This is a genomic window from Burkholderia sp. AU30280 (genome assembly GCF_020420125.1).
In the GTDB taxonomy this organism is placed as follows: Bacteria; Pseudomonadota; Gammaproteobacteria; order Burkholderiales; family Burkholderiaceae; genus Burkholderia.
The window spans coordinates 163008-185954 of record NZ_JAIZRY010000015.1 but is presented as its reverse complement, the minus strand read 5'-3'; the positions used below and the strand labels follow the sequence as shown (position 1 = coordinate 185954).

The 22947-nt window shown below is 68.6% G+C and carries 28 protein-coding genes; 8 read left to right on the top strand and 20 right to left on the bottom strand.

What is annotated here, in order from left to right:
* Positions 1-101 precede the first annotated feature (101 nt).
* The 3 genes from LGN17_RS29605 to LGN17_RS29595 form a co-directional block, all read right to left on the bottom strand.
* Positions 102-416 (bottom strand): DUF1488 domain-containing protein, encoded by a 315-nt coding sequence (locus LGN17_RS29605; protein WP_226200613.1) that lies wholly within the window; start codon positions 414-416, stop codon positions 102-104.
* Between the two features lie 4 nt (positions 417-420).
* Positions 421-558 (bottom strand): hypothetical protein, encoded by a 138-nt coding sequence (locus LGN17_RS29600; protein WP_226200612.1) that lies wholly within the window; start codon positions 556-558, stop codon positions 421-423.
* Between the two features lie 109 nt (positions 559-667).
* Positions 668-1018, bottom strand: coding sequence for a hypothetical protein (locus LGN17_RS29595; RefSeq protein WP_226200611.1), 351 nt, complete (start codon positions 1016-1018; stop codon positions 668-670).
* A gap of 265 nt (positions 1019-1283) precedes the next feature.
* On the opposite strand from LGN17_RS29595, the gene LGN17_RS29590 reads away from it, so the two are divergent.
* A complete protein-coding gene (locus LGN17_RS29590; RefSeq protein WP_413227059.1) occupies positions 1284-1529 on the top strand; it encodes a DUF3175 domain-containing protein in 246 nt (81 codons plus the stop codon).
* A gap of 40 nt (positions 1530-1569) precedes the next feature.
* Positions 1570-2889, top strand: coding sequence for a cation:proton antiporter (locus LGN17_RS29585; protein ID WP_226200610.1), 1320 nt, complete (start codon positions 1570-1572; stop codon positions 2887-2889).
* Between the two features lie 160 nt (positions 2890-3049).
* Here LGN17_RS29585 and LGN17_RS29580 read toward each other — a convergent pair whose 3' ends face one another.
* The 4 genes from LGN17_RS29580 to LGN17_RS29565 form a co-directional block, all read right to left on the bottom strand.
* Entirely contained in the window at positions 3050-3436 is a 387-nt protein-coding gene (locus LGN17_RS29580; RefSeq protein ID WP_226200609.1) for a DUF3022 domain-containing protein, read from the bottom strand.
* Complete coding sequence (locus tag LGN17_RS29575; RefSeq protein WP_011349711.1) at positions 3433-3594, bottom strand: DUF1328 domain-containing protein; 162 nt, start codon at positions 3592-3594, stop codon at positions 3433-3435. The genes LGN17_RS29580 and LGN17_RS29575 overlap by 4 nt, the downstream gene beginning before the upstream one ends.
* A gap of 46 nt (positions 3595-3640) precedes the next feature.
* On the bottom strand, positions 3641-3829 hold the full coding sequence (locus LGN17_RS29570) for a DUF3008 family protein (RefSeq protein WP_226200633.1): 189 nt from the start codon (positions 3827-3829) through the stop codon (positions 3641-3643).
* A 77-nt stretch (positions 3830-3906) separates the two neighbouring features.
* On the bottom strand, positions 3907-5367 hold the full coding sequence (locus LGN17_RS29565) for an RNA polymerase factor sigma-54 (RefSeq protein WP_226200608.1): 1461 nt from the start codon (positions 5365-5367) through the stop codon (positions 3907-3909).
* A 420-nt stretch (positions 5368-5787) separates the two neighbouring features.
* Between LGN17_RS29565 and LGN17_RS29560 the strand changes: the two genes are divergently transcribed.
* The gene (locus LGN17_RS29560) at positions 5788-6219 is read left to right on the top strand and encodes a CBS domain-containing protein (RefSeq protein WP_089429609.1); all 432 of its coding nucleotides are present in this window, start codon (positions 5788-5790) and stop codon (positions 6217-6219) included.
* Positions 6220-6328: 109 nt separating this feature from the next.
* On the opposite strand, the gene LGN17_RS29555 is transcribed toward LGN17_RS29560, so the two are convergent.
* From LGN17_RS29555 to LGN17_RS29540, 4 genes are all read right to left on the bottom strand, one after another.
* A complete protein-coding gene (locus LGN17_RS29555) occupies positions 6329-8635 on the bottom strand; it encodes an ATP-binding protein (RefSeq protein WP_226200607.1) in 2307 nt (768 codons plus the stop codon).
* A 38-nt stretch (positions 8636-8673) separates the two neighbouring features.
* Positions 8674-10041, bottom strand: a complete 1368-nt coding sequence (locus LGN17_RS29550; RefSeq protein WP_226200606.1) for a sigma-54-dependent transcriptional regulator — start codon at positions 10039-10041, stop codon at positions 8674-8676.
* A gap of 467 nt (positions 10042-10508) precedes the next feature.
* Positions 10509-10973: a DUF1269 domain-containing protein gene (locus tag LGN17_RS29545; RefSeq protein WP_226200605.1), complete on the bottom strand. Its 465-nt coding sequence runs from the start codon at positions 10971-10973 to the stop codon at positions 10509-10511.
* Positions 10974-11018: 45 nt separating this feature from the next.
* The gene (locus LGN17_RS29540; protein WP_226200604.1) at positions 11019-11657 is read right to left on the bottom strand and encodes a MarC family protein; all 639 of its coding nucleotides are present in this window, start codon (positions 11655-11657) and stop codon (positions 11019-11021) included.
* Between the two features lie 146 nt (positions 11658-11803).
* Between LGN17_RS29540 and LGN17_RS29535 the strand changes: the two genes are divergently transcribed.
* Positions 11804-12022, top strand: coding sequence for a DUF6566 family protein (locus LGN17_RS29535; protein WP_175970559.1), 219 nt, complete (start codon positions 11804-11806; stop codon positions 12020-12022).
* A gap of 38 nt (positions 12023-12060) precedes the next feature.
* Here the strand turns inward: LGN17_RS29535 and LGN17_RS29530 are convergent, their stop codons facing one another.
* Together LGN17_RS29530 and LGN17_RS29525 are read right to left on the bottom strand one after the other, a co-directional pair.
* Positions 12061-12438 carry a DUF5594 family protein gene (locus LGN17_RS29530; protein ID WP_226200603.1) on the bottom strand — a complete coding sequence of 126 codons (378 nt, stop codon included), beginning with the start codon at positions 12436-12438 and terminating at the stop codon, positions 12061-12063.
* A 37-nt stretch (positions 12439-12475) separates the two neighbouring features.
* Positions 12476-14008: an FAD-dependent oxidoreductase gene (locus LGN17_RS29525; RefSeq protein ID WP_226200602.1), complete on the bottom strand. Its 1533-nt coding sequence runs from the start codon at positions 14006-14008 to the stop codon at positions 12476-12478.
* Positions 14009-14250: 242 nt separating this feature from the next.
* On the opposite strand from LGN17_RS29525, the gene LGN17_RS29520 reads away from it, so the two are divergent.
* Positions 14251-15411 carry an NAD-dependent formate dehydrogenase gene (locus tag LGN17_RS29520; RefSeq protein ID WP_226200601.1) on the top strand — a complete coding sequence of 387 codons (1161 nt, stop codon included), beginning with the start codon at positions 14251-14253 and terminating at the stop codon, positions 15409-15411.
* A 34-nt stretch (positions 15412-15445) separates the two neighbouring features.
* On the opposite strand, the gene LGN17_RS29515 is transcribed toward LGN17_RS29520, so the two are convergent.
* From LGN17_RS29515 to LGN17_RS29490, 6 genes are all read right to left on the bottom strand, one after another.
* Complete coding sequence (locus LGN17_RS29515; protein ID WP_226200600.1) at positions 15446-16870, bottom strand: PLP-dependent aminotransferase family protein; 1425 nt, start codon at positions 16868-16870, stop codon at positions 15446-15448.
* Positions 16871-17260: 390 nt separating this feature from the next.
* Complete coding sequence (locus LGN17_RS29510) at positions 17261-17515, bottom strand: hypothetical protein (RefSeq protein ID WP_175952107.1); 255 nt, start codon at positions 17513-17515, stop codon at positions 17261-17263.
* 34 nt (positions 17516-17549) lie between these two features.
* Positions 17550-18005: a DUF1269 domain-containing protein gene (locus tag LGN17_RS29505; RefSeq protein ID WP_226200599.1), complete on the bottom strand. Its 456-nt coding sequence runs from the start codon at positions 18003-18005 to the stop codon at positions 17550-17552.
* Positions 18006-18071: 66 nt separating this feature from the next.
* Positions 18072-18269: a hypothetical protein gene (locus LGN17_RS29500; RefSeq protein ID WP_226200598.1), complete on the bottom strand. Its 198-nt coding sequence runs from the start codon at positions 18267-18269 to the stop codon at positions 18072-18074.
* A 57-nt stretch (positions 18270-18326) separates the two neighbouring features.
* Complete coding sequence (locus LGN17_RS29495) at positions 18327-18776, bottom strand: phosphate-starvation-inducible protein PsiE (RefSeq protein ID WP_175952104.1); 450 nt, start codon at positions 18774-18776, stop codon at positions 18327-18329.
* Positions 18773-19141, bottom strand: coding sequence for a helix-turn-helix domain-containing protein (locus LGN17_RS29490; RefSeq protein ID WP_226200597.1), 369 nt, complete (start codon positions 19139-19141; stop codon positions 18773-18775). The genes LGN17_RS29495 and LGN17_RS29490 overlap by 4 nt, the downstream gene beginning before the upstream one ends.
* Before the next feature lie 346 nt (positions 19142-19487).
* On the opposite strand from LGN17_RS29490, the gene LGN17_RS29485 reads away from it, so the two are divergent.
* Positions 19488-20549 (top strand): Dyp-type peroxidase, encoded by a 1062-nt coding sequence (locus LGN17_RS29485; RefSeq protein ID WP_226200596.1) that lies wholly within the window; start codon positions 19488-19490, stop codon positions 20547-20549.
* A 153-nt stretch (positions 20550-20702) separates the two neighbouring features.
* Here LGN17_RS29485 and LGN17_RS29480 read toward each other — a convergent pair whose 3' ends face one another.
* The gene (locus tag LGN17_RS29480) at positions 20703-21092 is read right to left on the bottom strand and encodes a GIY-YIG nuclease family protein (RefSeq protein ID WP_226200595.1); all 390 of its coding nucleotides are present in this window, start codon (positions 21090-21092) and stop codon (positions 20703-20705) included.
* Between the two features lie 440 nt (positions 21093-21532).
* Between LGN17_RS29480 and LGN17_RS29475 the strand changes: the two genes are divergently transcribed.
* Complete coding sequence (locus tag LGN17_RS29475) at positions 21533-22348, top strand: family 1 encapsulin nanocompartment shell protein (protein WP_226200594.1); 816 nt, start codon at positions 21533-21535, stop codon at positions 22346-22348.
* Between the two features lie 104 nt (positions 22349-22452).
* Complete coding sequence (locus LGN17_RS29470) at positions 22453-22722, top strand: hypothetical protein (RefSeq protein ID WP_226200593.1); 270 nt, start codon at positions 22453-22455, stop codon at positions 22720-22722.
* Positions 22723-22947 lie beyond the last annotated feature (225 nt).

Below are 22947 nucleotides of genomic sequence, written 5' to 3'. Positions count from 1 at the left end.
GATGCGGCACCGGGCGGCAGCCAGCGGCCGGTGCAAAGTTTTCAATGTCGTGTAACGCCGAACGCGGGTCGGAGCACCGCGCGCCGGGAACGCGAGTCGGGTCAGGACCGCCGCGCCCCGGACAGGCCCGCCGGCGCGCGGAAATCGCCGCTGTGCAGCACCACGCCGCTGTTGCCGTCGGCCAGTACTTCCGCGCAGACGGCTTCGATCCGCGCGCGGCCATGCTCGAACGCATCGCGCAGATCGGCCTCCAGCGCGGACTGCGCGCCGAAATGGTCTTCCAGCGCTTCGACCGTGATCGCGCAGGTTTGCGGTTCGCCATCGATGTCGACGACGAAGCACACTTGCAGCGCCGCACCGTCGAACACGGGCGGCTCGTCGACCAGCGTCACGCGACGGGTGGAATCGGCCGGCATCGTCTCAGGCGCCCCGTGCCGCGACACGATCGGCCCGCGCGCCTTCGGCCGCGAGCACGCGCCGCGGCGCACCGCGTTCGGCTTCGTCGAAGCCGTCGACCGCGAGGATCGCGGCCTTGCAATGATCCAACCTGCCGCTCATGAGCGCCTCCTTCAGCGTGGCGGCACGCATCGTGCCGTACCGGTCGTGCCGCAAGCGGCGTGCCTGCCAATCCGTCCGCGCGCAAGTCTCGGCAGGCCGATCGACGCGGTTACTGCAGACGACACGCGGCGTCGAGCATCGCGTCGGTCAGTTCGATCGTCAGCGTCGCGTGTTCGCCGGGCACGCGGTCGAGCAGGTCCTGCACCGTGTCGTGCAGGATCGCGTGCACGCGCATCCGCGTACCTTCGTCGAGATTCGCGTAGCGCTCCATCGTGTCGCAGTCGAGCACAAGCACGACCGAATGCCCGTCGGTCTCGGGTGGCGGGTCGGCCGCCGGCGCCCACGCCGCCTGAAACATGATGCTGCCGGTTGCGACGTCGACATGGACTGTCGTATCGAGATCGTCGGCGTCGTTGTCGATCTCGTCGTTCTCCAGCCAGATCCTGGAATGCGATTGCATGATGTCCTCCTGCGTGATGGCGAGATGGCGGGATGGCATGTCCTGCCCGTGTTCTCCAGCAACGCCCGTGCCGCCCTCGGCACGGGTTCATCGCATGGGTGAAATGCGTCGCGCGGCACGCGGTTTGCGGCGCCAACGCCCGTATTACGTCCCCGCGAACCCCATGGAGCCCACGCAATGTCTTCTGCCATCGCTTCCCGCACGCACGGCAAGCGCCTGACGCGGCATCGCCCCGCGACACCGCAAGCGCGAGTTCAACGGCGTCATGCAAAAAAGCACAGTGCTCGACGTCGAGCCTGGCATCCTCAAGTCCGGCGATCCGGCCGCGATCGCTGCGTCGCTGAAGCATTCGGCCGAACACGGCCGCCGCCGCGCGTCGCCGTTCCAGTCGGCGATATCGATGCCGAACGTCGACATGAATCGCGCGGGCCGAAACCTGCCGAAAACGCGCCGCACGACACGCGAACGCGCAAGGCGGCAACCGCGCGAAGCGTTCGGCCTCGAGCCCTGACGGCGCGCGGGCACGCAATCGGCCTGCCGGGACGGCGCACATGCACGAGACGCTCTGGTACCTGATCGTCGGCGCGGTGCTGATGGGCATGGGCGTCGCGACGTCCGCGCTGCGCCATCTGCCGTGCAGCGCCGCGATGATCTACCTGGCGCTCGGCGTCGCACTCGGCCCGTCGGGCGCCGGCCTGCTGCAGCTCGACATCGGCCGCGATGCACGGCTGCTGCGCGAGATCGTCGAGATCGCGCTGCTCGTTTCGCTGTTCGCGATCGGGCTGCGGCTGCGCGTGCCGCTCACCGACCGGCTGTGGCACGTGCCGTGCCGCCTCGGCCTGCTCGCGATGGGCGTCACCGTGCCGCTGCTCGCCGCGTGCGCGATGCTCGCATTCGGGCTCGACTGGGGCCCCGCGCTGCTGCTCGCGGCGATCCTCGCGCCGACCGACCCCGTGCTCGCGCACGACGTGCAGGTGCACGACCCGGGCGATCGCGACCTCGTGCGCTTCGCGCTGTCCGGCGAAGGCGGCCTGAATGACGGCATCGCGCTGCCGTTCGCGCTGGCCGGGCTCGCGCTGTGCGGCGCACCCGACGCGACGCACGGATGGCCGCCGCTATCGGGCGCGTTCGCGCTCGCCGCGCTATGGGGCATCGCCGGTGCGGCCGCGATCGGCGGCGGCCTCGGCTGGATCACGACGAAGACGATCGGCTGGCTGCGCACGCGCCACGCCCAGGCGCTCGGCCTCGAAGGCTTCTTCGCGCTCGCGCTGATCGTGCTGTCGTTCGGCGCCGCGCAATTCGCGCATGCGTTCGGGTTCATCGCGGCGTTCGCGGCCGGGGTCGCGATGCGTCGTGTCGAACATCGCGCGAGCGGCAACCGCGCGCCGCGCGAAGTGATCGGCCAGATCGATTCGGCCGACGTCGTCGCCACCGAGAAGCATCCGGAGAAAGCGCATGCGTACATGGCCGAATCGGTGCTCGGCTTCACGGTCGAACTCGAACGGATCGCGGAGGCCGTCGTGATGACGATGATCGGCAGCGTGCTCACGACGCTGCCGGGCCCGCTGCTCACGTGGGGCGCGGCCGCGCTGGCCGTCTTGCTGTTCGTCGCCGTGCGGCCGCTCGCGGTGCTCGTCACGCTCGCCGGTTCGCGCGCAACGCATGCCCAGCGGCGGCTGATGGCGTGGTTCGGCATCCGGGGAATCGGCTCGTTCTACTACCTGTTGTTCGCGCTCGAACACGGGCCCGCCGACACGGTGCGCCCGCTCGCGGCACCCGTGCTGGCCGTCGTGTCGGCCTCGGTGATCGCGCACGGGATCACCGCCACGCCGCTGATGAACTGGTATCACCGTCTGCAACATCGGCGCTGACGGGTTCGTGACGATGCGCGCGGCCACGCAATCGGACCGCCACGCGGGTGGCGGCGCCGGCGTATTTGAGCGAAGAATCGGCATCGACATGCGCTCGCCGCGTTCGGGATGCAACGGTCAGGCGGATCGCCCCGCCGCCCTCTCGCATGCGGCTCTCGTGTCAGGGCGCGCGCAGCGCCGCGTCGAGTTCGGCGCGTGTCACGTCAAGCGCGACGTTGCATTCGATCGCCGCATCCTCGACGCACGGCTTGCGCTCGTCCACCGCGCGCCGCGCGCTGTCGCACAGATGCGTGCGCACGCGCAGCCGGTCGGCCGCGCCAAGCGAGGCATAGCGCGTGATCACGTCCGGATCGAACCGCAGATCGACCGCGCAACGCCATTCGCGCGCACGCTCGTCGGCCGGCGCGCGCACCCACGACACCTGGATCGTCAGCCGCCCGGACACGTCGTCCGCATGCACGACGACGGCCGACTCCGACGGGAAACCGTTCGCGAGCGCGTGCTCGAGTTCCGCGATGCGCTGCGACCGGTTGGGCGCGCCGCTCATCGTCGCACGACGCCCAGCAGCAGCGTGACGAGGAAGATCACGACGAAGATGTAGAACAGGATCTTCGCGATCTCGGCCGCGCCGGCCGCGATACCGCCGAAGCCGAACACGGCAGCCACGATCGCGATGATGAAGAAGATGACGGCATATCGAAGCATGGAGACCTCCTGGATGGCTGCAGTTGTCAGTACACGTCGTCGCCGTTCACGCATCGCGCTGGTGCTCCGGTTTGCCGTGTCTCGGCGTCGACGCCATTTTTTCGAGTTCCTTTTCGCGCATCGACCTGGCCATCGATTTCGCCGGCGGCTTGAGGTCCTTCATTTTCGTCTTGCCGCGTTTGGCCGACAGCGCGGCCCCCGCGGCACGCTGCCGAGCTTGCGATTTTGCTGGCATGGTTGCGCTCCTGTCGTGGGCGCGCGCGTCGACGCGACGGTCGGCACGCGCACGCGATGGGCCCGCCCGGGCAGCCGTCATGCGGCATCGCGGCGGCGCAGGTCGGCCGGTGGAATCTTCATCGCCTGGCGATACTTCGTCACCGTGCGACGCGCAAGCAGGATGCCGCGACCCGCGAGGTTGTGCGTGAGCGCGACATCGGACAGCGGATCGGTGTGCCGCTCGGCCGCGATCATGTCGCGGATCAGGACCTTCGCGGCCGCCGCCGAGCACACGCCCTTGCCGGCCGCCTCGAGCTTGCGCGGGAAGAAATGCTTGAACTCGAACGTGCCGTGCGGCGTGGCCATGTACTTGTTGCCCGTCGCGCGCGACACGGTCGATTCGTGCAGGTCGAGTTCCTCGGCGATGTCGCGCAGCACGAGCGGCTTCATCGCGATCTCGCCATAGCGGAAGAAATCGCGCTGTCGCGCGACGATGCATTCGCCGACGCGCTGGATCGTGTCGAAGCGCTTCTGCACGTTGCGGATCAGCCAGCGCGCTTCCTGCAACTGCTGGCCGAGCGGCGAATCGCGCTCGCCGCTCGACTGCGCGAACAGCGTCGCATAGCGTTCGTGCAGCCGCGCGCGCGGCAGCACGGCCGGGTTGATCGTCACGATCCAGTCGTCGCGCACCTGGCGCACGATCACGTCGGGCACCACGTAGTCGCCGCGCGTGCTGCCGTAATGATTGCCGGGGCGCGGGTCGAGCCCGCGCACCAGCGCACAGGCCGCCTGCAGCGTCTGCGGGTTGCAGCCGATCCGCCGCTGGATCTCGGCCGTCTCGCGGCGCGCCAGCCGCTCGAGATGCTCGCGCGCGATCGCTTTCGCTTCCGCGAGCGCCGGCGTGCCGGCCGGGATCGCGTCGAGCTGCAGCACGAGACACTCGGACAGCGAGCGCGCGGCGATGCCGGGCCGGTCGAGCATCTGCACGAGCCGCAGCGCGACCGCGAGATCCTGCTCCGACAACAGCAGCGCGGGGTCCGCCGCGACCAGCAGCTCGGCCAGCTCCTGGCGCAGGTAGCCGTCGTCGTCGAGCGCGTCGATCACGATGCGCGCGGCTTCGCGGTCACGCCGGTTCAGCGGATAGAGCCGCAACGCATCATGCAGCTGCTGATGCAGCGACGGTTCCGCGGCCAGCCATTCACCGGGCGACAGGCCGCCCGACTCGTCGCCCTGCCGGCTCGTGCCGCGCATCGTGGGCGCGGCCGTCAACGACACTTCGGACACCTCGGGCACTTCGGGTGCCTCGCCGTCCGGCTGGCGAGCATCGTCAGCCTGGGGCGCCGCTTCGGGCGCGGCGGCTTCGGCCTGCGGCCCCGGTGCGTCGGCGGCAGGCTCCTCGTCGCCCTGGCCATCCTCGAGAAACGGATTCTGATCGAGCGCCTGCCGCAGTTCCTGTTGAAATTCGAGCGAGGACAACTGCAGCAACCGCAGCGACTGCTGAAGCCTCGGCGTAAGTGCCAGATGCTGTCGCATCTGCAGCGCGAGCGAGACGGACATCGATGATCCTCCTGACGTTTAGCGGGTTTCGTTTCGTATTCAGCCAGGATTCACGCAGTATCCGTGCCAGGCGGGCCGATCGCCTCACGTCGCGGTTCGCGCGGGTTCATACCCCGTCTTGCATCCCGTCAAGGCGGCTTTTTTACAAGCCGGCGGCAAGTTTTGGGCACGCATTTCGCGCACCTCGCCGCCATGCGCAAGCCGTGAGCCGAATCGGTACGGCATCGGCGGCGGGTCGCCCTGCGTGCCTTTCGGGCCCGGTGGCGGCACATCGGCCGGCTCGCCGCCCGATACGCATGACGAAAGGCCGCGGCGAGAACCGCGCGGGCACAGCGGCGAATGACCGGCCGCGCGTACCGGACGGCATGCGGCTTGCTGAATCCGCGGAAGAACCACCCATCCACCCGCAAGGAGAACGTCATGCATCGCGTCAACGAAATCATGTCGCAGGACGTCGTGCGCATCGCGCCGACCGATTCCATCCGCCATGCCGCGCAACTGATGGAGCGCTACGACATCGGCGCCCTCCCGGTGTGCGACAACAACCGGCTGGTCGGGATGGTGACGGACCGCGACCTCGCGGTGCGCGCGATCTCGGTCGGCAAGCCGCCGGAGACGCGGATTCAGGAGGTCGCGTCGGGCCCGATCGAATGGTGTTTCGAAGACGATTCGCTGGACGAGATCCAGCATTACATGGCCGACGCGCAGTTGCGGCGCCTGCCGGTCGTCGATCACGACAAGCGTCTGGTCGGCATGCTGTCGCTCGCGGACATCGCGACGCGCTCGGCCGGCCCGGCGCGCGACGACGTCGCGAACACGCTCGAAGGCGTGTCGCAGCCGAAGCGGACGTGACGGAGCATCGATGGCCGCGCGCGATGCGGCCTGCACGCGTCCGGTCGAGGTCAGCCCCGCATCGCGGGCACGGGCCGTCGCGACAGCGGAAGAATGAATGGCCGCAGCGTCAGACGTCGTGCTTCGTCACGCGCACGATCTTGTCCGCCAGTTCGCGCACGTCGACCGGCTTGCACAGATAGCCGTCGAACCCGGCCTCGAGCGCCCGGCGTTCGTCGGCCAGGCCCGCATGCGCGGTCACGGCCAGCACCCGCACCGTGGGCGGCGCGCCGCCGCCGTTCATGCCGGCGTGCCGCAACGCGTCGAGCAGCCAGAAGCCGTCGCCGTCGGGCATCGCGAGATCGGACAGCACGACGGTCGGCCGCAGGTCGGCGGCCACCGCGAGCGCTTCGCGGCCTGTCGATGCGATCGCGACGGCCGCGCCGAACGTCGTCAGCGCGGCGGTGAGGCTCTCGCGCGTGGTCGCATCGTCGTCGACGATCAGGATGCGTTGCGTATCGAGCATCGGCGGGTCGCGATGATCGTCCGCGCGCGCATTCCCCCACGCCATCGCGCCGATCGGCTGCCAGCCGACCGGTAGCGTCACCGTAAACGTCGCGCCGCGATTGCGGCCTGCACTCTTGACCGTCACGCTGCCACCGTGCAGCTCGGCGATATGCCGCACGATCGACAGGCCCAGGCCGAGCCCGCGCCGCGACGACGCGGGCGAATCGTCCGCGCGGCGGAACATGTCGAACACGTTGGGCAGGAACGCCGGCACGATGCCCTGCCCCGTGTCGGAGACGGTCAGCACCACCCGGGCGTCGTCGCGCACGAGCCCGACCGTCACGCTGCCGCCGGCCGGCGTGAACTTGAGCGCGTTCGACACGAGGTTCGACAGCATCTGCCGCAATCGCTCGGCATCGCCCGACACGACGCAGGTCGATGCCGCACAGTCGAATTCGAGCATGATGCCGGCCGCCGACGCGGCCGTCTGGAACGCGCCGACCGAATCGGAGAACAGCCGCACGACGTCCACCGGCATCGCGTCGAGCTGCAGCTTGCCGGTCGCGAGCGACGACGCGTCGAGGATGTCGCCGACCATGCGCGTGAGCGAGCGCGCGCTGCGGTCGATCGCATCGATCGCCTGCCGCTGCAGCGCGTTGTCGCCCGCATTGCGCAGCACCTCGACCCAGCCGTAGATCACGTTCAGCGGCGTGCGCAGTTCGTGCGACACCGTCGCGAGCAATTCGTCCTTCAGGCGGTTCGATGTCGCGGCCTGGTCGCGCGCCACGCGCGCGCCCTGCAGCGACCGTTGCGCGCGCAAGTCGCGACGGCGCTGCGCGCCGGCTTCGCGCAGCGTCAGCGAAAACGCGACGCAGGCGCGCGCGTCGCCGCGCACCGGGCACGCCGACACGGTCGCACGAAAGCGCCGGCCGTCACGCCGGACGCACAGCAGGTCGATCGGCCCGACCGCTTCGTGCATGTCGTCGAACGCCTGGGCGAGCGGCTTGCGCTTCAGCCAGCGCATCGCGACCAGCGATTCGAATGCACGGCCGCGCGCATGGTCCTCGTCGTAGCCGAACATGCGCTGCGCGGCCGGGTTCCAGCTGACGATGCGGCCGTCGGTGTCGATGCCGACGATCGCATCCGGCGACGCGTCGACCACGGCGCGCTGCAACCGCGACGCATCGGCCTGCGAGCGATCCGCACCGGCGTCGCGCAGCAACAGCACGGCGCCGTCGACATTGCCGTCCGCATCGCCGAGCGGCCCGGCGACCTCGACGATCGGCACCCGCTCGCCGCCCGCCGCCTGCAGCCAGTGGCGATCCGACACGACACCCGCGCCGCCGCGCGCGAGATCGAGCGGTGTCGACTGCACGCGCCGGCCGTCCCGATCGACGATCCGCAGCACGTCGCGCGCGGCCTGTCCCGTCGCGTCGTCCGGACGGCAACCGACGAGCGCGGCCGCGGCTGCGTTGATGTAGGTGAGCCGCCCGTTCGTATCGGTGGCGATCACGCCATGCGGCAAGGCCTGCAGCACGGCTTCGAGCCGCCGGCGGGCAGCCGCTTCGCGGCGCAGCGCCGCGTCGTTCGTGAAGCGCGCATGGCGCAGCATCGACGCGACCGCGCAGGCCAGCGCGCCGACCAGCACGAACGTGCCGAGCCGCACGAGCCGCTCGGGCAGCGGCTCCGAATAGGCCGCCGGATCGGACAGGAACAGCGTCCACACGAGCAGGCCGCTGACCACGGTCGAAACGACGCCGAACAGGAACGATGTCGCCCATGCGGCGCCCGCGAGCAGCGGGTAGTACAGGACGAGCGGCAGGTTCACGCCGCCGAAGCGGATCGCGAGCGCCTGCAGCACGGTCGCGATCGCGACCAGCATCACGGCCGTGACGAAGTTGCCGGCACGCATCCGCGACATGTCGAACATCGGTCGCGCTGCTGGCGGCTTGTGCGGTCGGCGCGGCATCAGGATTCCGGCTTGTCCGCTTCGCCTTCGAGCTGCGCGAGCCGGTTGTAGATCGTCTTCAGGCTGACGTCGAGCACCTCGGCCGCCTGCGCCTTCACGCCGCCGCATTGCGCGATCGTGCCGAGGATCAGCCGCCGGTCGACTTCCTCGAGCGGCGTGCCGAACGGCACGGTCACGCGATCCTCGTGCGAATCGGCCAGGTTCGACAGTTCGTCCATGATCGGCGGCGGCAGCGAATCGATCACGTCGGCGTCGCTGAAGATGCTCGCGCGCTGCACGAAGTTGCGCAGCTCGCGCACGTTGCCCGGCCACGCGTAGGTCTTCAGCGCTTCGCGCGCGGCCGGCGCGAAGCGCAGGTTCCGGCCGCTGTCGGCGTTGAACTGCTGCAGGAACGCATCGGCCAGCATCGGGATGTCGTCGCCGCGCTCGCGCAGCGACGGCAGCGGAATCGGGAACACGTTGATCCGGTGAAACAGGTCGGGCCGCAGCTTGCCGTCGGCCATCGCGGCTTCCGGATCGCGATTGGTCGCCGCGACGATGCGCACGTCGACGTCGATCTCGCGCGTCGAGCCGAGCCGCGTGACGCGCCCCGTCTCGAGCACGCGCAGCAGCTTGACCTGCGACTCCAGCGGCATCTCGGTGATCTCGTCGAGAAACAGCGTGCCGCCGTCCGCGCGTTCGAAGAAGCCCTTGTGCTGGCGCTCCGCGCCCGTGAAGCTGCCGCGGTCGTGGCCGAACATCTCGCTCTCGACGAGGTTCGCGGCAATCGCGCCGCAATTCACCGCGAGGAACGGGCCGCGGCGGCGCAGGCTCAGGTCGTGCACCGTCTGCGCGGCCAGCTCCTTGCCGGTGCCCGATTCGCCCGTCAGCAGTACCGACGCCTCGGTGCGCGCGACCCGGCCGATCGCGTCGTAGACCGCCTGCATCGCGGGCGAACTGCCGAGCATGCGGCCGAAGCGGCCGAGCCGCTGCAATTCCGAGCGCAGCTCGGCGATCTCCTCGTGCAGCGCCGTGGTGCGCGGCACGCGCGCGAAGATGCTGTTCAGCCGCTGCATGTTGAGCGGCTTCACCAGATAGTCGGTCGCGCCGCGCCGCAACGCGTCGATCGCGGTTTCGAGGCTCGCGTGGCCGGTGGTCAGCACCATTTCGCAGTGCGAACGCTTGGGCAGCGCATCGAACAGGTCCATCCCGTTTCCGTCGGGCAGCACGAGATCGCACAGCACGAGATCGGGGGTATGGGTCGTGACGAGCGTGCGCGCTTCTTCGAGCGTCGCGGCCGTGTCGCAGGCGAGCTGCTGCGTGCGCGCGAGCGCCGCAAGCATCGTCCGCGTGTCGGCGTCATCTTCGACGATCAGGACGTAGGGCATCGTGCCTCCTTGTGAAGCGGCCCGGCACGCGTCTCCGCCGGGACCGCGGCGGGTTGCAGCGAAGTCCGGCCATCGGTCGCACCACGATACGGCATGATCGATGCTCTCGTGCCGACTGGCTGTCCTCCCGTGAAAAGCAGTCCATCTCAGTATAAGAGAGGCATGTCGCGCATTCGCCGATCATCGAATAAATCTATCCGCGCACGTCACCTGCATTGCCAGATTCAATGCGCCGCAATCGGTAAGAACGCCATCGTTTTCGAGCGGATCATGCGGCGAGAAGCCGTCTCGATCGCGTCTTTTGCACACTTCGACATCCTATGCGGTCAAACTTTCCGGTCTGACTTTTCGCATGTCGAAATCCGTCGACGACGACAGGGGGTGACGCGACGGCTTGTGTTCGATCAGACCCTGCCGCGTCACGCGCGTCGCATCGAGCCCCCCGCGCGACGGCGGCAGCGAGTCAGTCAGTCGGACGCGGCCTGACTACCACCGTCGCGCACTTTCGAAATCGCTTCGACGAGTTTCAGTTCGTCGTCGATCGACAGCGTCGTGTCGGTCACTTCTCCACCAAACGGTGCGAGCGCCGTACTCAGCGCCTCGATATCGAGCTGCGTCGCGGCCAGCCCGAGCGACACGGTGCCCGGGCGCGCCTTGCGCGCGACGCGATCGATCAGCGCGTCGTCCACCGGCCTCTCGCGCCATGCATCGAGCGACGATTCGATGTGCTCGACCACGCTGTCGAGCAGCGATCCGGGCGGCGTGCGGCCGGGGTCGACCGCATGCGCGCGTAACTGCCCATCGGTCGCGCACTCGACGAGCGCCGCACCCGACAGCGCGACGACGTGCCGGTCGCGCAACGTATCGAGTTCGGCGAGCGCGCGATGGGCGGCCGCGAGGTCGGGATAGGACAACACGATCAGCGTATTCATCAGCCACTCCATGAAATCAGGCGGCCGCGTTCGGATGCGCCGCGCTCAATGCGGCAGCCCGAACGCGGCCTTCAGGCTCGCGACGATCATCTGCATCGCGATCGCCGCGAGAATCATCCCCATCAGCCGTTGTGTCACCGCCGTCACGCGCGGCGACAGGTAATGGCCGATCAGCGGCGCCGACCACAACGAAACGGCCAGCAGCACGAGAAACGCGGCAAGCCCGAGCGCGAACGCGAATGCCTGCCCGGTCGATAGCGCGCTGTGCCCGAGCACGATCATCGTCGCGATCGTGCCGGGGCCGACGAGCAGCGGGATCGTCAGCGGATAGATCGCGACGCTCTCGTCCGCGGCCGGCACGGCGCCTTCGTGATCGCCCGGCGAATGCTGGCGGCTCGGCGCGCCGTGCAGCATCGACAGCGCGATCAGCAGCACCAGCAGCCCGCCCGCGAGGCGGAAGTCGTCGATCGTCAGGCCGAACCCATGCAGGATCGCGCCACCCGCGACGGCCGACACGATGCAGCCGACCGTCACGCCGATCGCAGCCGTCAGCGCGATCCTGCGGCGCACGCCGTCCGCCGCGCCTTCCGTCAGCGACAGGAACACCGGGATGTTCGCGATCGGGTTCATGATCGCGAACAGCGCCGCGAACACCTTGATGGAAAAGGTCAGGTCGAAGGCCACTGGTTCGCTCCCGTTGCGCGCGCCGAAGCGCATGTGGAATCGTATGTCGAATCGCGCGCTGGTTCCGCTTCGTTTCCGATGCACGGCGCGCGCCATGCTGCTACGATCGACGCACCGCGTTCACGCACGACCGAGGGCCCCGACCGATGCAAGCCACCGACACCTTCATGGATCACGAGATTCGCGTCGATGCGACGCGCAACGCGAACGGCGCGTGGGTCGCCCAGGTGCGGATCTTCCGCGACGGCGCGCCGGTCGACCTGCCGGCGCCCGAACTCGTCACCCCCGAATGGCTCACGTGCGACGAAGCACTGCGCGGCGGCATCGACCAGGGCCGCGTGATGATCAAGACACGCGACCGCTAGCGGCAACCGGTTCATCGGCGCGCATCGCGCGGCGCGTTTCACGCATCGAAATCCAGATCGCCGATCAGGATCTCGCGATCGCGCTGGGTTCGCGTGCTGAAATCGACCGGCAATGCCAACTGCCAGCGTTCGATCGTGACCGGCAGCGCCGCGAGATAGCGGTCGAAGCGGCTGCGGTCGGGCTCGGCCAGCAACGCATCGATCGCATCGTCACGCCACGCGAGCCGCGCGTTCAGCCGATTCGGCAATCCGACTGTCGACGTGAGGCCGATCACCTCGACACAGGTCGGGCCGCCCTGCCCGTCGTGCGGCACGACGTCCACCCTCACTTCGCCAGGCTGATACAGGCCGAGCACACGCGCCGCGATGCGCGGCGCAAACTCGGTTTCGAAACGTGCACGGACATCGGGATTCATCTCGCCTCCGGGTTCGAATCATGTCGTCAAGCCGCTGTCACGCGGCTGCAATCTGCTGCTCGAATGCCGCTTCCGCCTTCAGGCTGTCGAGATCGCGGCCGATCGTCGCGACCGCGAGCCGCGTGTTGCCGCGCCAGTACGCGATCGAGCAGTCGTGCGCGCCGAGGTCGCCATCGATCTCGACGCGATCGAATTGCTCCGCATGCCCGACGTAGTTGATCGTCAGGTCGTAATGCTGGCTCCAGAAGAACGGCACCGCGTCGAACGGCCGCTGTTGCCCGAGCATGTTGCGCGCGGCGGCGATGCCCTGCCGCTCGGCAACTACCCAGTGCTCGACGCGAATCCGCTCGCCCGTCAGCGGATCGGGCCAGCGCGCGATGTCGCCGGCCGCATAGATGCCGGGCACACTCGTCTGAAGGAAGCGGTCGACCGTCACGCCGCGCTCGACGGCCAGCCCCGCGTCCTGCGCGAGCGCCACGTTCGGGTGAACACCGATGCCGACCACCACGAGATCGGCCGGCAGCACGTCGCCCGTCGACAGCGTCACGCTATCCGGCGTGATCCGCACGGGCGTCGCACCGAGATGGAACACGACGCCGTGCGACTCGTGCAGCGCCTGGATCGTGCTGCCGAGCGCTTCGCCGAGCACGTGCGCCATCGGATGCGCATCGGGCGCGACGACCTGCACGTCGAGCCCGCGCGTGCGCAACGCGGCGGCCGTTTCGAGCCCGATGAAGCTCGCGCCGACCACGACGCAGCGGCGCGCCGCTTTCAGCTTGCCGATCAGCGCGTCGCAATCGGCACGCGAGCGCAGCACGCATACATGCGGCAGATCCGCGCCGGGCACGGTCAGCCGGTTCGGCTCGGCCCCCGTTGCAAGCAGCAGCGCACCGTAGCCGACGCGGCTGCCGTCGGCCAGTTCGACCGCCTGCCGCGCGGGATCGATCCGCGCGACACGCGTGCCGCACCGCACATCGATGCGATGGTCGGCATAAAACGACGGCGCACGCAGCGGCAGCCAGTCGGCGTCGGCCGTGCCGGCCAGATAGTCTTTCGACAGGTTCGGACGGTCGTACGGCAGATCGGAATCGGCGGTCAGCAGCGTAACGGGATGCGGATAGCCTTCCTGCCGCAGCGTCACCGCGGCCGCGATCGCCGCGGCGCCGCCGCCGACGATCACCACCGACGCGGGCAATCCGGCCGCATTCAGCACAGGCGGCGCGGCGGCCGGCCGCGCGTCGAGCACGACGGCGCGGCCGTCGCGGCGTTCGACGCGCCAGCACGGCAGCCCGTCGAGCGCCGGCGCGCGCAGGAGCTCGCCGGTGCGCAGGCAGAACGCCGCGTGATGCCACGGGCAGCGGATCGTGTCGCCCTCGAGCAGGCCGTCGGCCAATGGCGCGCCGTAGTGCGGGCACTGCGCGCCCACGGCATACAGTTCGTCGGCGCGGCGCACGAGCAGCACCGACGCATCGCCGACATGGCCCTCGATCATGGCACCGTCGGCGAGATCGTCGAGCGCGATGCCTTGCGTGAGATCGGGACGTGAAGGCGAGGAGTCGCTTCCGGACATGACATCGCTCCCGCAGAGTCAGGTAACGATCCCATTATCGGCGTCCCTCATGAAAAGAACAGGTACAGACGTCCCCGCAGCGCACGCAAACACCCACTGTAGCTTGCGTGCGATCCATGACGGGCGTAGAACGTCACCAACGTTGCGACGCAACACACCCGCTGCCCGCCGCGCACGTCGCACGTCGCGCGCCGTACGCAATCCGCGTGCCGCCTTCACCCCGTCACCAGGAGTGCTACCCGATGGCCACCGTCCTGTGCGTGCTCTACCCCGACCCCGTGGACGGCTATCCGCCGCGCTACGTGCGCGACGCGATTCCGGTCATCACGCGCTACGCGGACGGTCAAACCGCGCCGACGCCGGCCGGCCCGCCCGGCTTCCGGCCCGGAGAACTCGTCGGCTCGGTGTCCGGCGCGCTCGGGCTGCGCGGCTATCTGGAGGCGCACGGCCACACGCTGATCGTCACGAGCGACAAGGACGGCCCCGACTCCGAATTCGAGCGCCGGCTGCCCGAAGCCGACGTGGTGATCTCGCAGCCGTTCTGGCCCGCGTACCTGACGGCCGAACGGATCGCCCGCGCGCCGAAGCTGAAGCTCGCGCTGACGGCCGGCATCGGCTCCGATCACGTCGATCTCGATGCCGCCGCGCGCGCCCGCATCACCGTCGCCGAAGTCACCGGCTCGAACAGCATCAGCGTGGCCGAGCACGTGGTGATGACAACGCTCGCGCTGGTGCGCAACTTCTTGCCGTCGCATGCGGTCGCGCAGCAAGGCGGCTGGAACATCGCCGATTGCGTGTCGCGCAGCTACGACGTCGAGGGCATGCATTTCGGCACGGTCGGCGCGGGGCGCATCGGGCTTGCCGTGCTGCGCCGGCTGAAGCCGTTCGGCCTGCACCTGCACTACACGCAGCGCCACCGGCTCGATGCGTCGGTCGAGCAGGCACTCGGGCTCACGTATCACGCCGATGCCGCGTCGCTCGCGAGCGCCGTCGACATCGTCAACCTGCAGATCCCGCTGTACCCGTCGACCGAGCACCTGTTCGACGCGGCGATGATCGCGCGCATGAAGCGCGGCGCGTACCTGATCAACACCGCGCGCGCGAAGCTGGTCGACCGCGACGCGGTCGTGAATGCCCTCACGTCCGGGCATCTCGCGGGCTACGGCGGCGATGTGTGGTTTCCTCAGCCGGCGCCGGCCGATCACCCGTGGCGCACGATGCCGTTCAACGGGATGACGCCGCACATCTCCGGCACGTCGCTGTCCGCGCAGGCACGCTACGCGGCCGGCACGCTGGAAATCCTGCAATGCTGGTTCGACGGCAAGCCGATTCGCCGTGAATACCTGATCGTCGACGGCGGCACGCTCGCGGGAACGGGCGCGCAGTCGTACCGGCTGACGTGATGCCGCGCGCGACACGCGACTCGCGGCGGACCGTTCAGTCGAGGCAGTGGGCGGCGAGCTTGCCGACCATGATCACCGCCTGCTCGATCTCCGGCGACCACGGGCTGCTGTAGTTCAACCGGATGAAATTCCGGTAGCTGTCCGTGATCGAGAACATGTAGCCGGGCCCGATCGTAATCCCCTGCTCCAGCGCGAGCTGGTACAGCCGCATTGCATCGACCTGCGCGGGCAGTTCGACCCACAGCACGTACCCGCCGGCCGGACTCGAGATGCGCGTGCCTTCCGGGAAGAACCGCGACACCATCGTACGCATCAGGTTCGCCTGCTGCGCATATGCCTTGCGGATCCGCCTCAGGTGATGCTCGTAGCCGTCGCGCTCGAGAAACTCCGCGATCGCGAGCTGCGGCAGCGACGGCGTCGCGAGCGTGTTCAGGAATTTCAGCTTCTCGACCTGCTCGCGATACCGCCCGGGCAGCGCCCAGCCGATCCGGTACGCGGCCGTCAGGCTCTTCGAGAACGACGCGCAATGCAGCACGATGTCGTGGCGGTCGAACGACTTCAGCGTGCTCGGATGCATGTTGCCGAAATACAGTTCGTTGTACACGCCATTCTCGATGATCGGCAGGTCGGCCTTCGCGGCGAACTCGACCAGCTCGCGCTTGCGCTCGTCCGGCATCTGGAAGCCGAGCGGGTTCTGGAAGTTCGGCATCACCATGCACGCGGCGATCGGCTGCGACTTCGCAATCGCGGCCAACGCCGCGATGTCGATCCCGTATTCCGGATGCGTCGCCACCTCGATCGCCTTCATCCCCATCCGCTCGATCGCGTGCAGCATCGCGTAGAACGTCGGCGATTCCACTGCGATCGTGTCGCCCGGCTTCGCAACGGCCTGCAGGCACAGGTTGATCGCCTCCGTCGCGCCGACCGTCACGATGATCTCGTTCGGGTCCACCGACATCCCGTTTTCCAGGTAGCGTCGCGCGATCTGCCGGATCAGCCGCGGATGCCCCGGCGGCAGCCCGTCCGTCACGCCCCACAGCGACTTGTCGCGGCCGGCCGCATATGCATAGCGGTTCAGCTTCTCGAACGGGAACAGGCTCGGGTCCGGATACGGCGAGCCGAGCGGCACCGCGTCGTCGGTGCCGATCGAGCGCAGCGTCGACAGCACCAGCCGGCTCACGTCGACCGACGACGAGATCGCGATCGGCTTCGACGGCCGCAGCTCGCGCACCGGCGCATGGCCGTCGTCGCGCCGCAGGTTCACGAAATAGCCCGACTGCGGCCGGCTTTCGAGCAACCCGCGGCTCTCCAGCAGCAGATACGCGTGCAGCACGGTCGTGATGCTGATCCGGTGCTGCTGGCTCGCCTGCCGCACCGACGGCACACGATCGCCGTGTCGATATACCCCTTGCCGAATGAGTCGCTCTATGTCGTTTGCAAATTTCTCGTAGAGCTTCATCCGCCTCGCCCCGCCAGCGGTGAACCGGCCTGCGATGCACGGGCGGCATGACCGCGCCGGTGCACGAAGCCGGATAGCCGGGCCCGGGCGCGGGCGTCCCGGTGCGAACCTCGTCCGTTATCGAAATTGAAGGCGGATAGCAATGCGAATCTCATCAAGACAAGGTTCGGCATCCTACTGCGTCATTTCGACGAATGTAAGTGACAGTTTGGCGAGGAAATGCGAAATCCGGCCCGCGTGGTGAACAGATTCGAACGCGACGGCGCGGCCCCGCGCGATTGCGCGGCAACCGTTCGCCGGGCGCGGTGCCGGCACGCGTCATCGCGGCTTGCCGATGACCGTCGGGCGGCGATCACGCGAGGCCCGGTCATGCGCGGGCCCCGCGTTCATTCAAGCGTCGTCGACGTTATCCGCGTAGTGATCGATCGCGACCTTGCACGCGTCGAACACCACCGTCAGCGATGCGGCGTCGTTCGACTCGACCCACTGGCGGATCTGCAGGAATTGCCCGGTGCCGAGATCGGCGATGCGGGCCGGATCGTCGGTCGTCACATCGACGATCGCGATCGCGCGGTTGCGGTTGCCGGGCAGCGGCGACAGCGTCGCCGCGATGTCGAAGCGCCGGTACGATTGATCGATGCGCATGCGGTTCTCCCTTTGCGGTTCGGCAACGACACGCTCAATCGAGCGTCTGGCGGAACACCTTGCCGCCGAATCCCGTCACGACGTTGTCGACCGAGAACGGCGTGTCCTCCTTCGCTTCCAGGATGATCGCGACGCTGCCGGGCACGAGCCGCGCCGCAATCGTCTCGACGAACGTGCCGTCGAGCAGCGCATTGCCGGCCGCTTGCGCGAGCACGCCGGCTCCCGCGCCGGCCGCCATGCCGGCGACCACGCCGAGCGGCCCGGCGAGCAGGCCGAGCAAACCGCCTGCGATCGCGCCGATCACGCCGCCCTTGAACGGCCGCGATTCGGCATGCAGTACCGCGAGCTTGCCGGTCGCGTCCTTCTCGACGACGACGCCGTTCTCGATGTGGAATCCTTCGTTCTTCTCCGACAGCGCCTCGAAATCGTTCGCGGCCTGGCGGGCCGTATCGACGCTGCCGAACACAGCGACGATCAGTTGATGGGTCATTCGACACCTCGCTTGCTTGGATGGTCAGTGGCAGGCCGCACCGCATGCGGCACGCCGGGGTTCGCTTCAGATGCCGGTGGCCGCCGCGCGCGCCCGCGCCGCATCGGCATAGGCATGCGCAGCCGCCCGCTGCAGCCTGGCGACGGAAGGCGCGCGTGCGAGCGCCGGATCGGCATCGCGCGTGTCGCGCGCCAGCCGGTAGGCGTCCGACGCCGCGTGCTGCAGTTCGATCGCGTGTTTCGTTGCATCGACATACGTGGTCATCCGGCCTCCTCTTTCTTGCGGGAACAGCGAACATGCTTGCGGGCCGCCGCCCGCGCTTCACCTGCGCACATGTGCATCGTCCTCGACATCGTCGACGTCGGCCGGGAAGCGGTGCTGGCCGAAACTCAGGATCAGCACGCCCACCGCGAGCAGCACGATCCCGAACGTCGTCATCAACATCCGCTCGGGGCTGTCGGTTGCACCGCGCAGGATCAGGTCGCGCGCGAGCGACGTCATCGCGATGAACAACGGAAACCGCACGGGCAACCGGCCGAGCCGCAGGTAGCGCACGTCCATCGCGAGCACTTCCAGATACAGGAACATCAGCAGCAGGTCGGTCAGCGACACCTCGCCCGCGAGCACGACCTTCCACGCCTCCTGCGTCATCGCGAATGCGGTCGCGAGCCCAATCACAATCAGCCCGGCCAGTTCGGCCGCGTGAAGGAAATGGCCGAAGCGGCGGCGAATGCGCTCGGCCGGCGAGCAGGAAAGAGTGGACGTATTCAAGGTGACAGTCGCGGTGATGAGGCTGGAACGGCGCCGGGCGGCGGGAACGTCGCGTCGCGCGCGGCGGCATGCACGGTATCGTGCGCGTCGGGCCTATCCGGCGCGTGCGGGCCGGCCGCGCCGATCGCCTGCTCGACCGCCAATAGCGTCCGGCGGCAGCACACGTGGAACGCATCGCCCGCGTCGGTGCAGGCGACGTCGTCGTGGTCGCGGCACAGCAGCAGGCGGCAGCCGAGATACCGCTCGAGACCGTCGATCCGTTCGCTCACCTGCGCTTCGTCGAGCTGCAGTTCGGACGCCGCACCGGACAGGCCGCCATGCTCGACCACTGCGACATACACATGCATCGCTTCCAGCAGGTTCATGATGACGCTCCTCGTCGGCGGGCGCAGCGGGACCTAATCTACTGCACGCGGCACGCGCGCTCAAGAGCACAGCGCCGCATGCGACAGGAGTACAGCTGCGCGGCCGCCGCCCAAATTCCGGCCCTGTTTGACGCATTCGCATGACAGTTTGGCGATACGTGTTCCAAAGACCGGCCGAAGCTGCTAGATTGCTTGCTCGACGACGTTACGCGGTGCGGGCAGGCCACGGGCCGTGCGGCCGGCCGCCACCGCCGCGGCCCGTTGCGCGATGCGCGCGCAACGTCCTTCATCCGCGTGACACAGTTCAACCGTTCGCCTTCGCGCGCCACGGCACTTCCGTCCCGACATGACTGACCGGCAAGCCACGATGCAGACACCTCCCCCGCTCTCCCAGGCCGTTCACAGCACGATCACGCGCAGCGCGATCTTCCTCGTGGCGACGATCAATCCCGGCGCCGATCACGCCGACACGATCCGTTCATGGTGCGGCGACATCGCCGCGCTCGTGCGCTCGGTCGGCAAGCGCGTGCCGGGCGGCAACCTCACCTGCGTGTGCGGCTTCGGCGCCGACGCATGGGATGCGCTGTTCGGCAACCCGCGCCCCGCCGCGCTGCATCCGTTCCGCGAATTCGGTGCGGGGCAGCGCGTCGCGGTCGCGACGCCGGGCGACATCCTGTTGCACATTCGCGCGGAAGCGATGGACCTGTGCTTCGAACTGGCGACGCAACTGCTCGGCGCGCTCGGCGATGCCGTCACGGTCGTCGACGAGGTGCACGGCTTCCGCAATTTCGACCAGCGCGCGATGATCGGCTTCGTCGACGGCACCGAGAACCCGGAAGGCCGCGAGGCGGTCGATTTCACGGTGATCGGCGACGAAGACGCGGAATTCGCGGGCGGCAGCTACGTGATCGTGCAGAAGTACCTGCACGATATGGCCGGCTGGAATGCGCTCGCGGTCGAGACGCAGGAGCGCATTATCGGCCGCACCAAATTGTCCGACATCGAGCTCGCGCCGGACGTGAAGCCGTCGTGCTCGCACAGCTCGCTGACCACGCTCGACGAGAACGACCAGGAAGTGAAGATCCTGCGCGACAACATGCCGTTCGGGCGCCCGGGCGCGGGCGAATTCGGCACCTACTTCATCGGCTACGCGCGCTCGCCGGCGCCGATCGAGCAGATGCTCGAGAACATGTTCGTCGGCCGCCCGCCCGGCAACTACGACCGCCTGCTCGACTACAGCCGCGCCGTCACCGGCTCGCTGTTCTTCGTGCCGTCCGCCGACCTGCTCGAGGCGCTCGCCGATCGCGCGGCGCCGGCCGCCGATGCCGCGGCGCCGGAGCCCGCTGCGTCCGCGCCACATCGCGACGGCTCGCTGAAAATCGGCTCGCTGAAAGGCGTGCCGTCGTAAGGCAACGCGCCAACGGCAGCCCGGCGCGCAACCCGCGCCGGGCGGGCCCGAAATGGCCGCGGTTCAGTCCGCCGGGGCGCTCGCGCGAAGCGCGTGCGGCGCACGGGCCGCCGCTCCGCCCGGCCACTGCGCCCGGCGTTCCATCCGCGCGAATCAGCCGACCAGGATATAGAGCCAGTTCTTCGGCAGCGCCCCGCCAGGGCCGTTGCTGCATGCCAGCAGCCGCTCCCCGGATTGCGGGTGCATGATGCCGGTACGGAATGTCTCGATGGCCTTGCGCTCCAGACGGTCGAACGCGTTCCCGACCAGGTTGTGCGCTTCCAGATAGATCGGGCACATCAGTTTGAAATCAGGCTTGGTGGCGCGATGTTTCGCCAGCCGGGTGTACAGGTCACTGGTGATGCCGATATAGAACTTGCTGTACTCCGGCTTTGCGGCAAACGCGTTCAACACCTGCTTCAAATGCCCGATGACTGCCTCGTGACTGATGACGCCCGTCTTCAGCAAGTATTTGTCTTCGGGCGAGACGAGTTGTAGTGCCATGAACGACCTCCACGTGTTGTGAAGCTTCAATAGGCTGCGTCTATGATTCATCCGGGCGTGGCCCCGCCAGCTGCACGCCGCCCAGCCCCGGTTTCCGGAAACCCTGCCGGATGAATGTTCGCAAGAATGCACGACGCGCGATGCGCCGTCGAGAGCAAGTGGTTCGGCGCGTGATCGCGCGCGGCGCGAGCGACGGCAAGCACCCGGGTATCGCAACCCAGTCGCGGCATGCCGCACGCGCCTGCCCCCTCTCCCCGTACGCGACTTGCATAACAGTTGCGCCACCGCACGGTGTCGTTTCGATTTGTGCTGCAGCGGTGTCGATCGAGCCTGCTAATATGCTTTTTCACCCGCGATCGGCAGGCCTGGCATCAGGCGCAGTCCGTCAGCCGATCGGGCCGCCATGAAGTGTTTTCGCTGACGTGAGGCAACCAGAACCCATGAACAACCTGCACCGCGAACTCGCCCCGATCTCGTCTTCCGCCTGGGAACAAATCGAGGAGGAAGTGGCACGCACCTTCAAGCGATCGGTGGCCGGCCGCCGCGTCGTCGACGTCGACGGCCCCGAAGGCCCCGAGCTGTCGGCCGTCGGCACCGGGCATCTCGTCGAGGTCGCCGCGCCGCGCGAGCTGGTGAATGCGCGGCTGCGCGAAGTCCGCACGATCGTCGAACTGACGGTGCCGTTCGAGCTGAGCCGCGATGCGATCGACAGCGTCGAGCGCGGCGCGCGCGACGCCGACTGGCAACCGGCGAAGGACGCCGCGCAGCGGCTCGCATTCGCCGAAGACAACGCGATATTCGACGGCTACCCGGCAGCCGGCATCGTCGGCATCCGCGAAGGTACGTCGAACCGCAAGCTCACGCTGCCGGCGGACGTCGGCGCCTACCCCGACGCGATCAGCGACGCGCTCGAGGCGCTGCGGCTTGCCGGCGTCGACGGCCCGTACTCGGTCGTGCTCGGCTCGGATGCATACACGGCGCTCAGCGAAGCGCGCGACCAGGGCTATCCGGTCCTCGGCCATATCAAGCGGATCGTCAGCGGCGAGATCATCTGGGCGCCGGCGATCAGCGGCGGCTGCGTGCTGTCCACGCGCGGCGGCGATTACGAGCTGCACCTCGGGGAAGACGTATCGATCGGCTACACGAGTCATACCGACAAGGTCGTCCGCCTGTACCTGCGCGAAACGTTCACGTTCCTGATGCTGACGAGCGAAGCATCGGTGGCCGTGGCGCCGCAGGGCAACACGGCGGCCTGACCGCGGTTGCCTGCGCGCGATGCCCGCCGGGCGTCGCGCGCGAGCGGCCGCACCGCCGGCCGCATGTTCGTCGCCGATCAAACCCATCTTGCATGGAGTGTGTGATGAGCGAGTCGAATGAGGCATTGCAGGCGCTGCAGGCGTCGGTCGACCGCCTGAAGCAGGCGGTCGATGCGAACGCGAGCAGCCAGGCCGGCGACACCGCCGTGCTGTTCACCGTCTTGTCGCTGGTCCTGGCGGAGTTGCCGCCCGACACGCGCAACCTGATCGAGGATTCGTTCTCCGTCTGGGCCAATGGCCTGCCGGATGCGGCACTGTCGACGGACGTGAAGCGGATCGCCCGGCAAAGGCTGGCGATGACACTCCCGGACTGACCGCGGCACGCCACGGTTGCGCCGCGTCCGGCCCGGACCGTGCAAGCCGCCCTCGCCTCCGGCCGCCACACACGCATCGTCTGCGGTGCGTGCGTGGCCGCGCTTGGCCGGTCGCGGCACACCTACGCTGCGGCGCTTGCGCCGCGCACGCCCTCCCGCATCGCCGCCTCCCCACCGGCAACCGGCGCCCTGCGCGCCGATGTCGCACCGCGATCCGATCGCGCC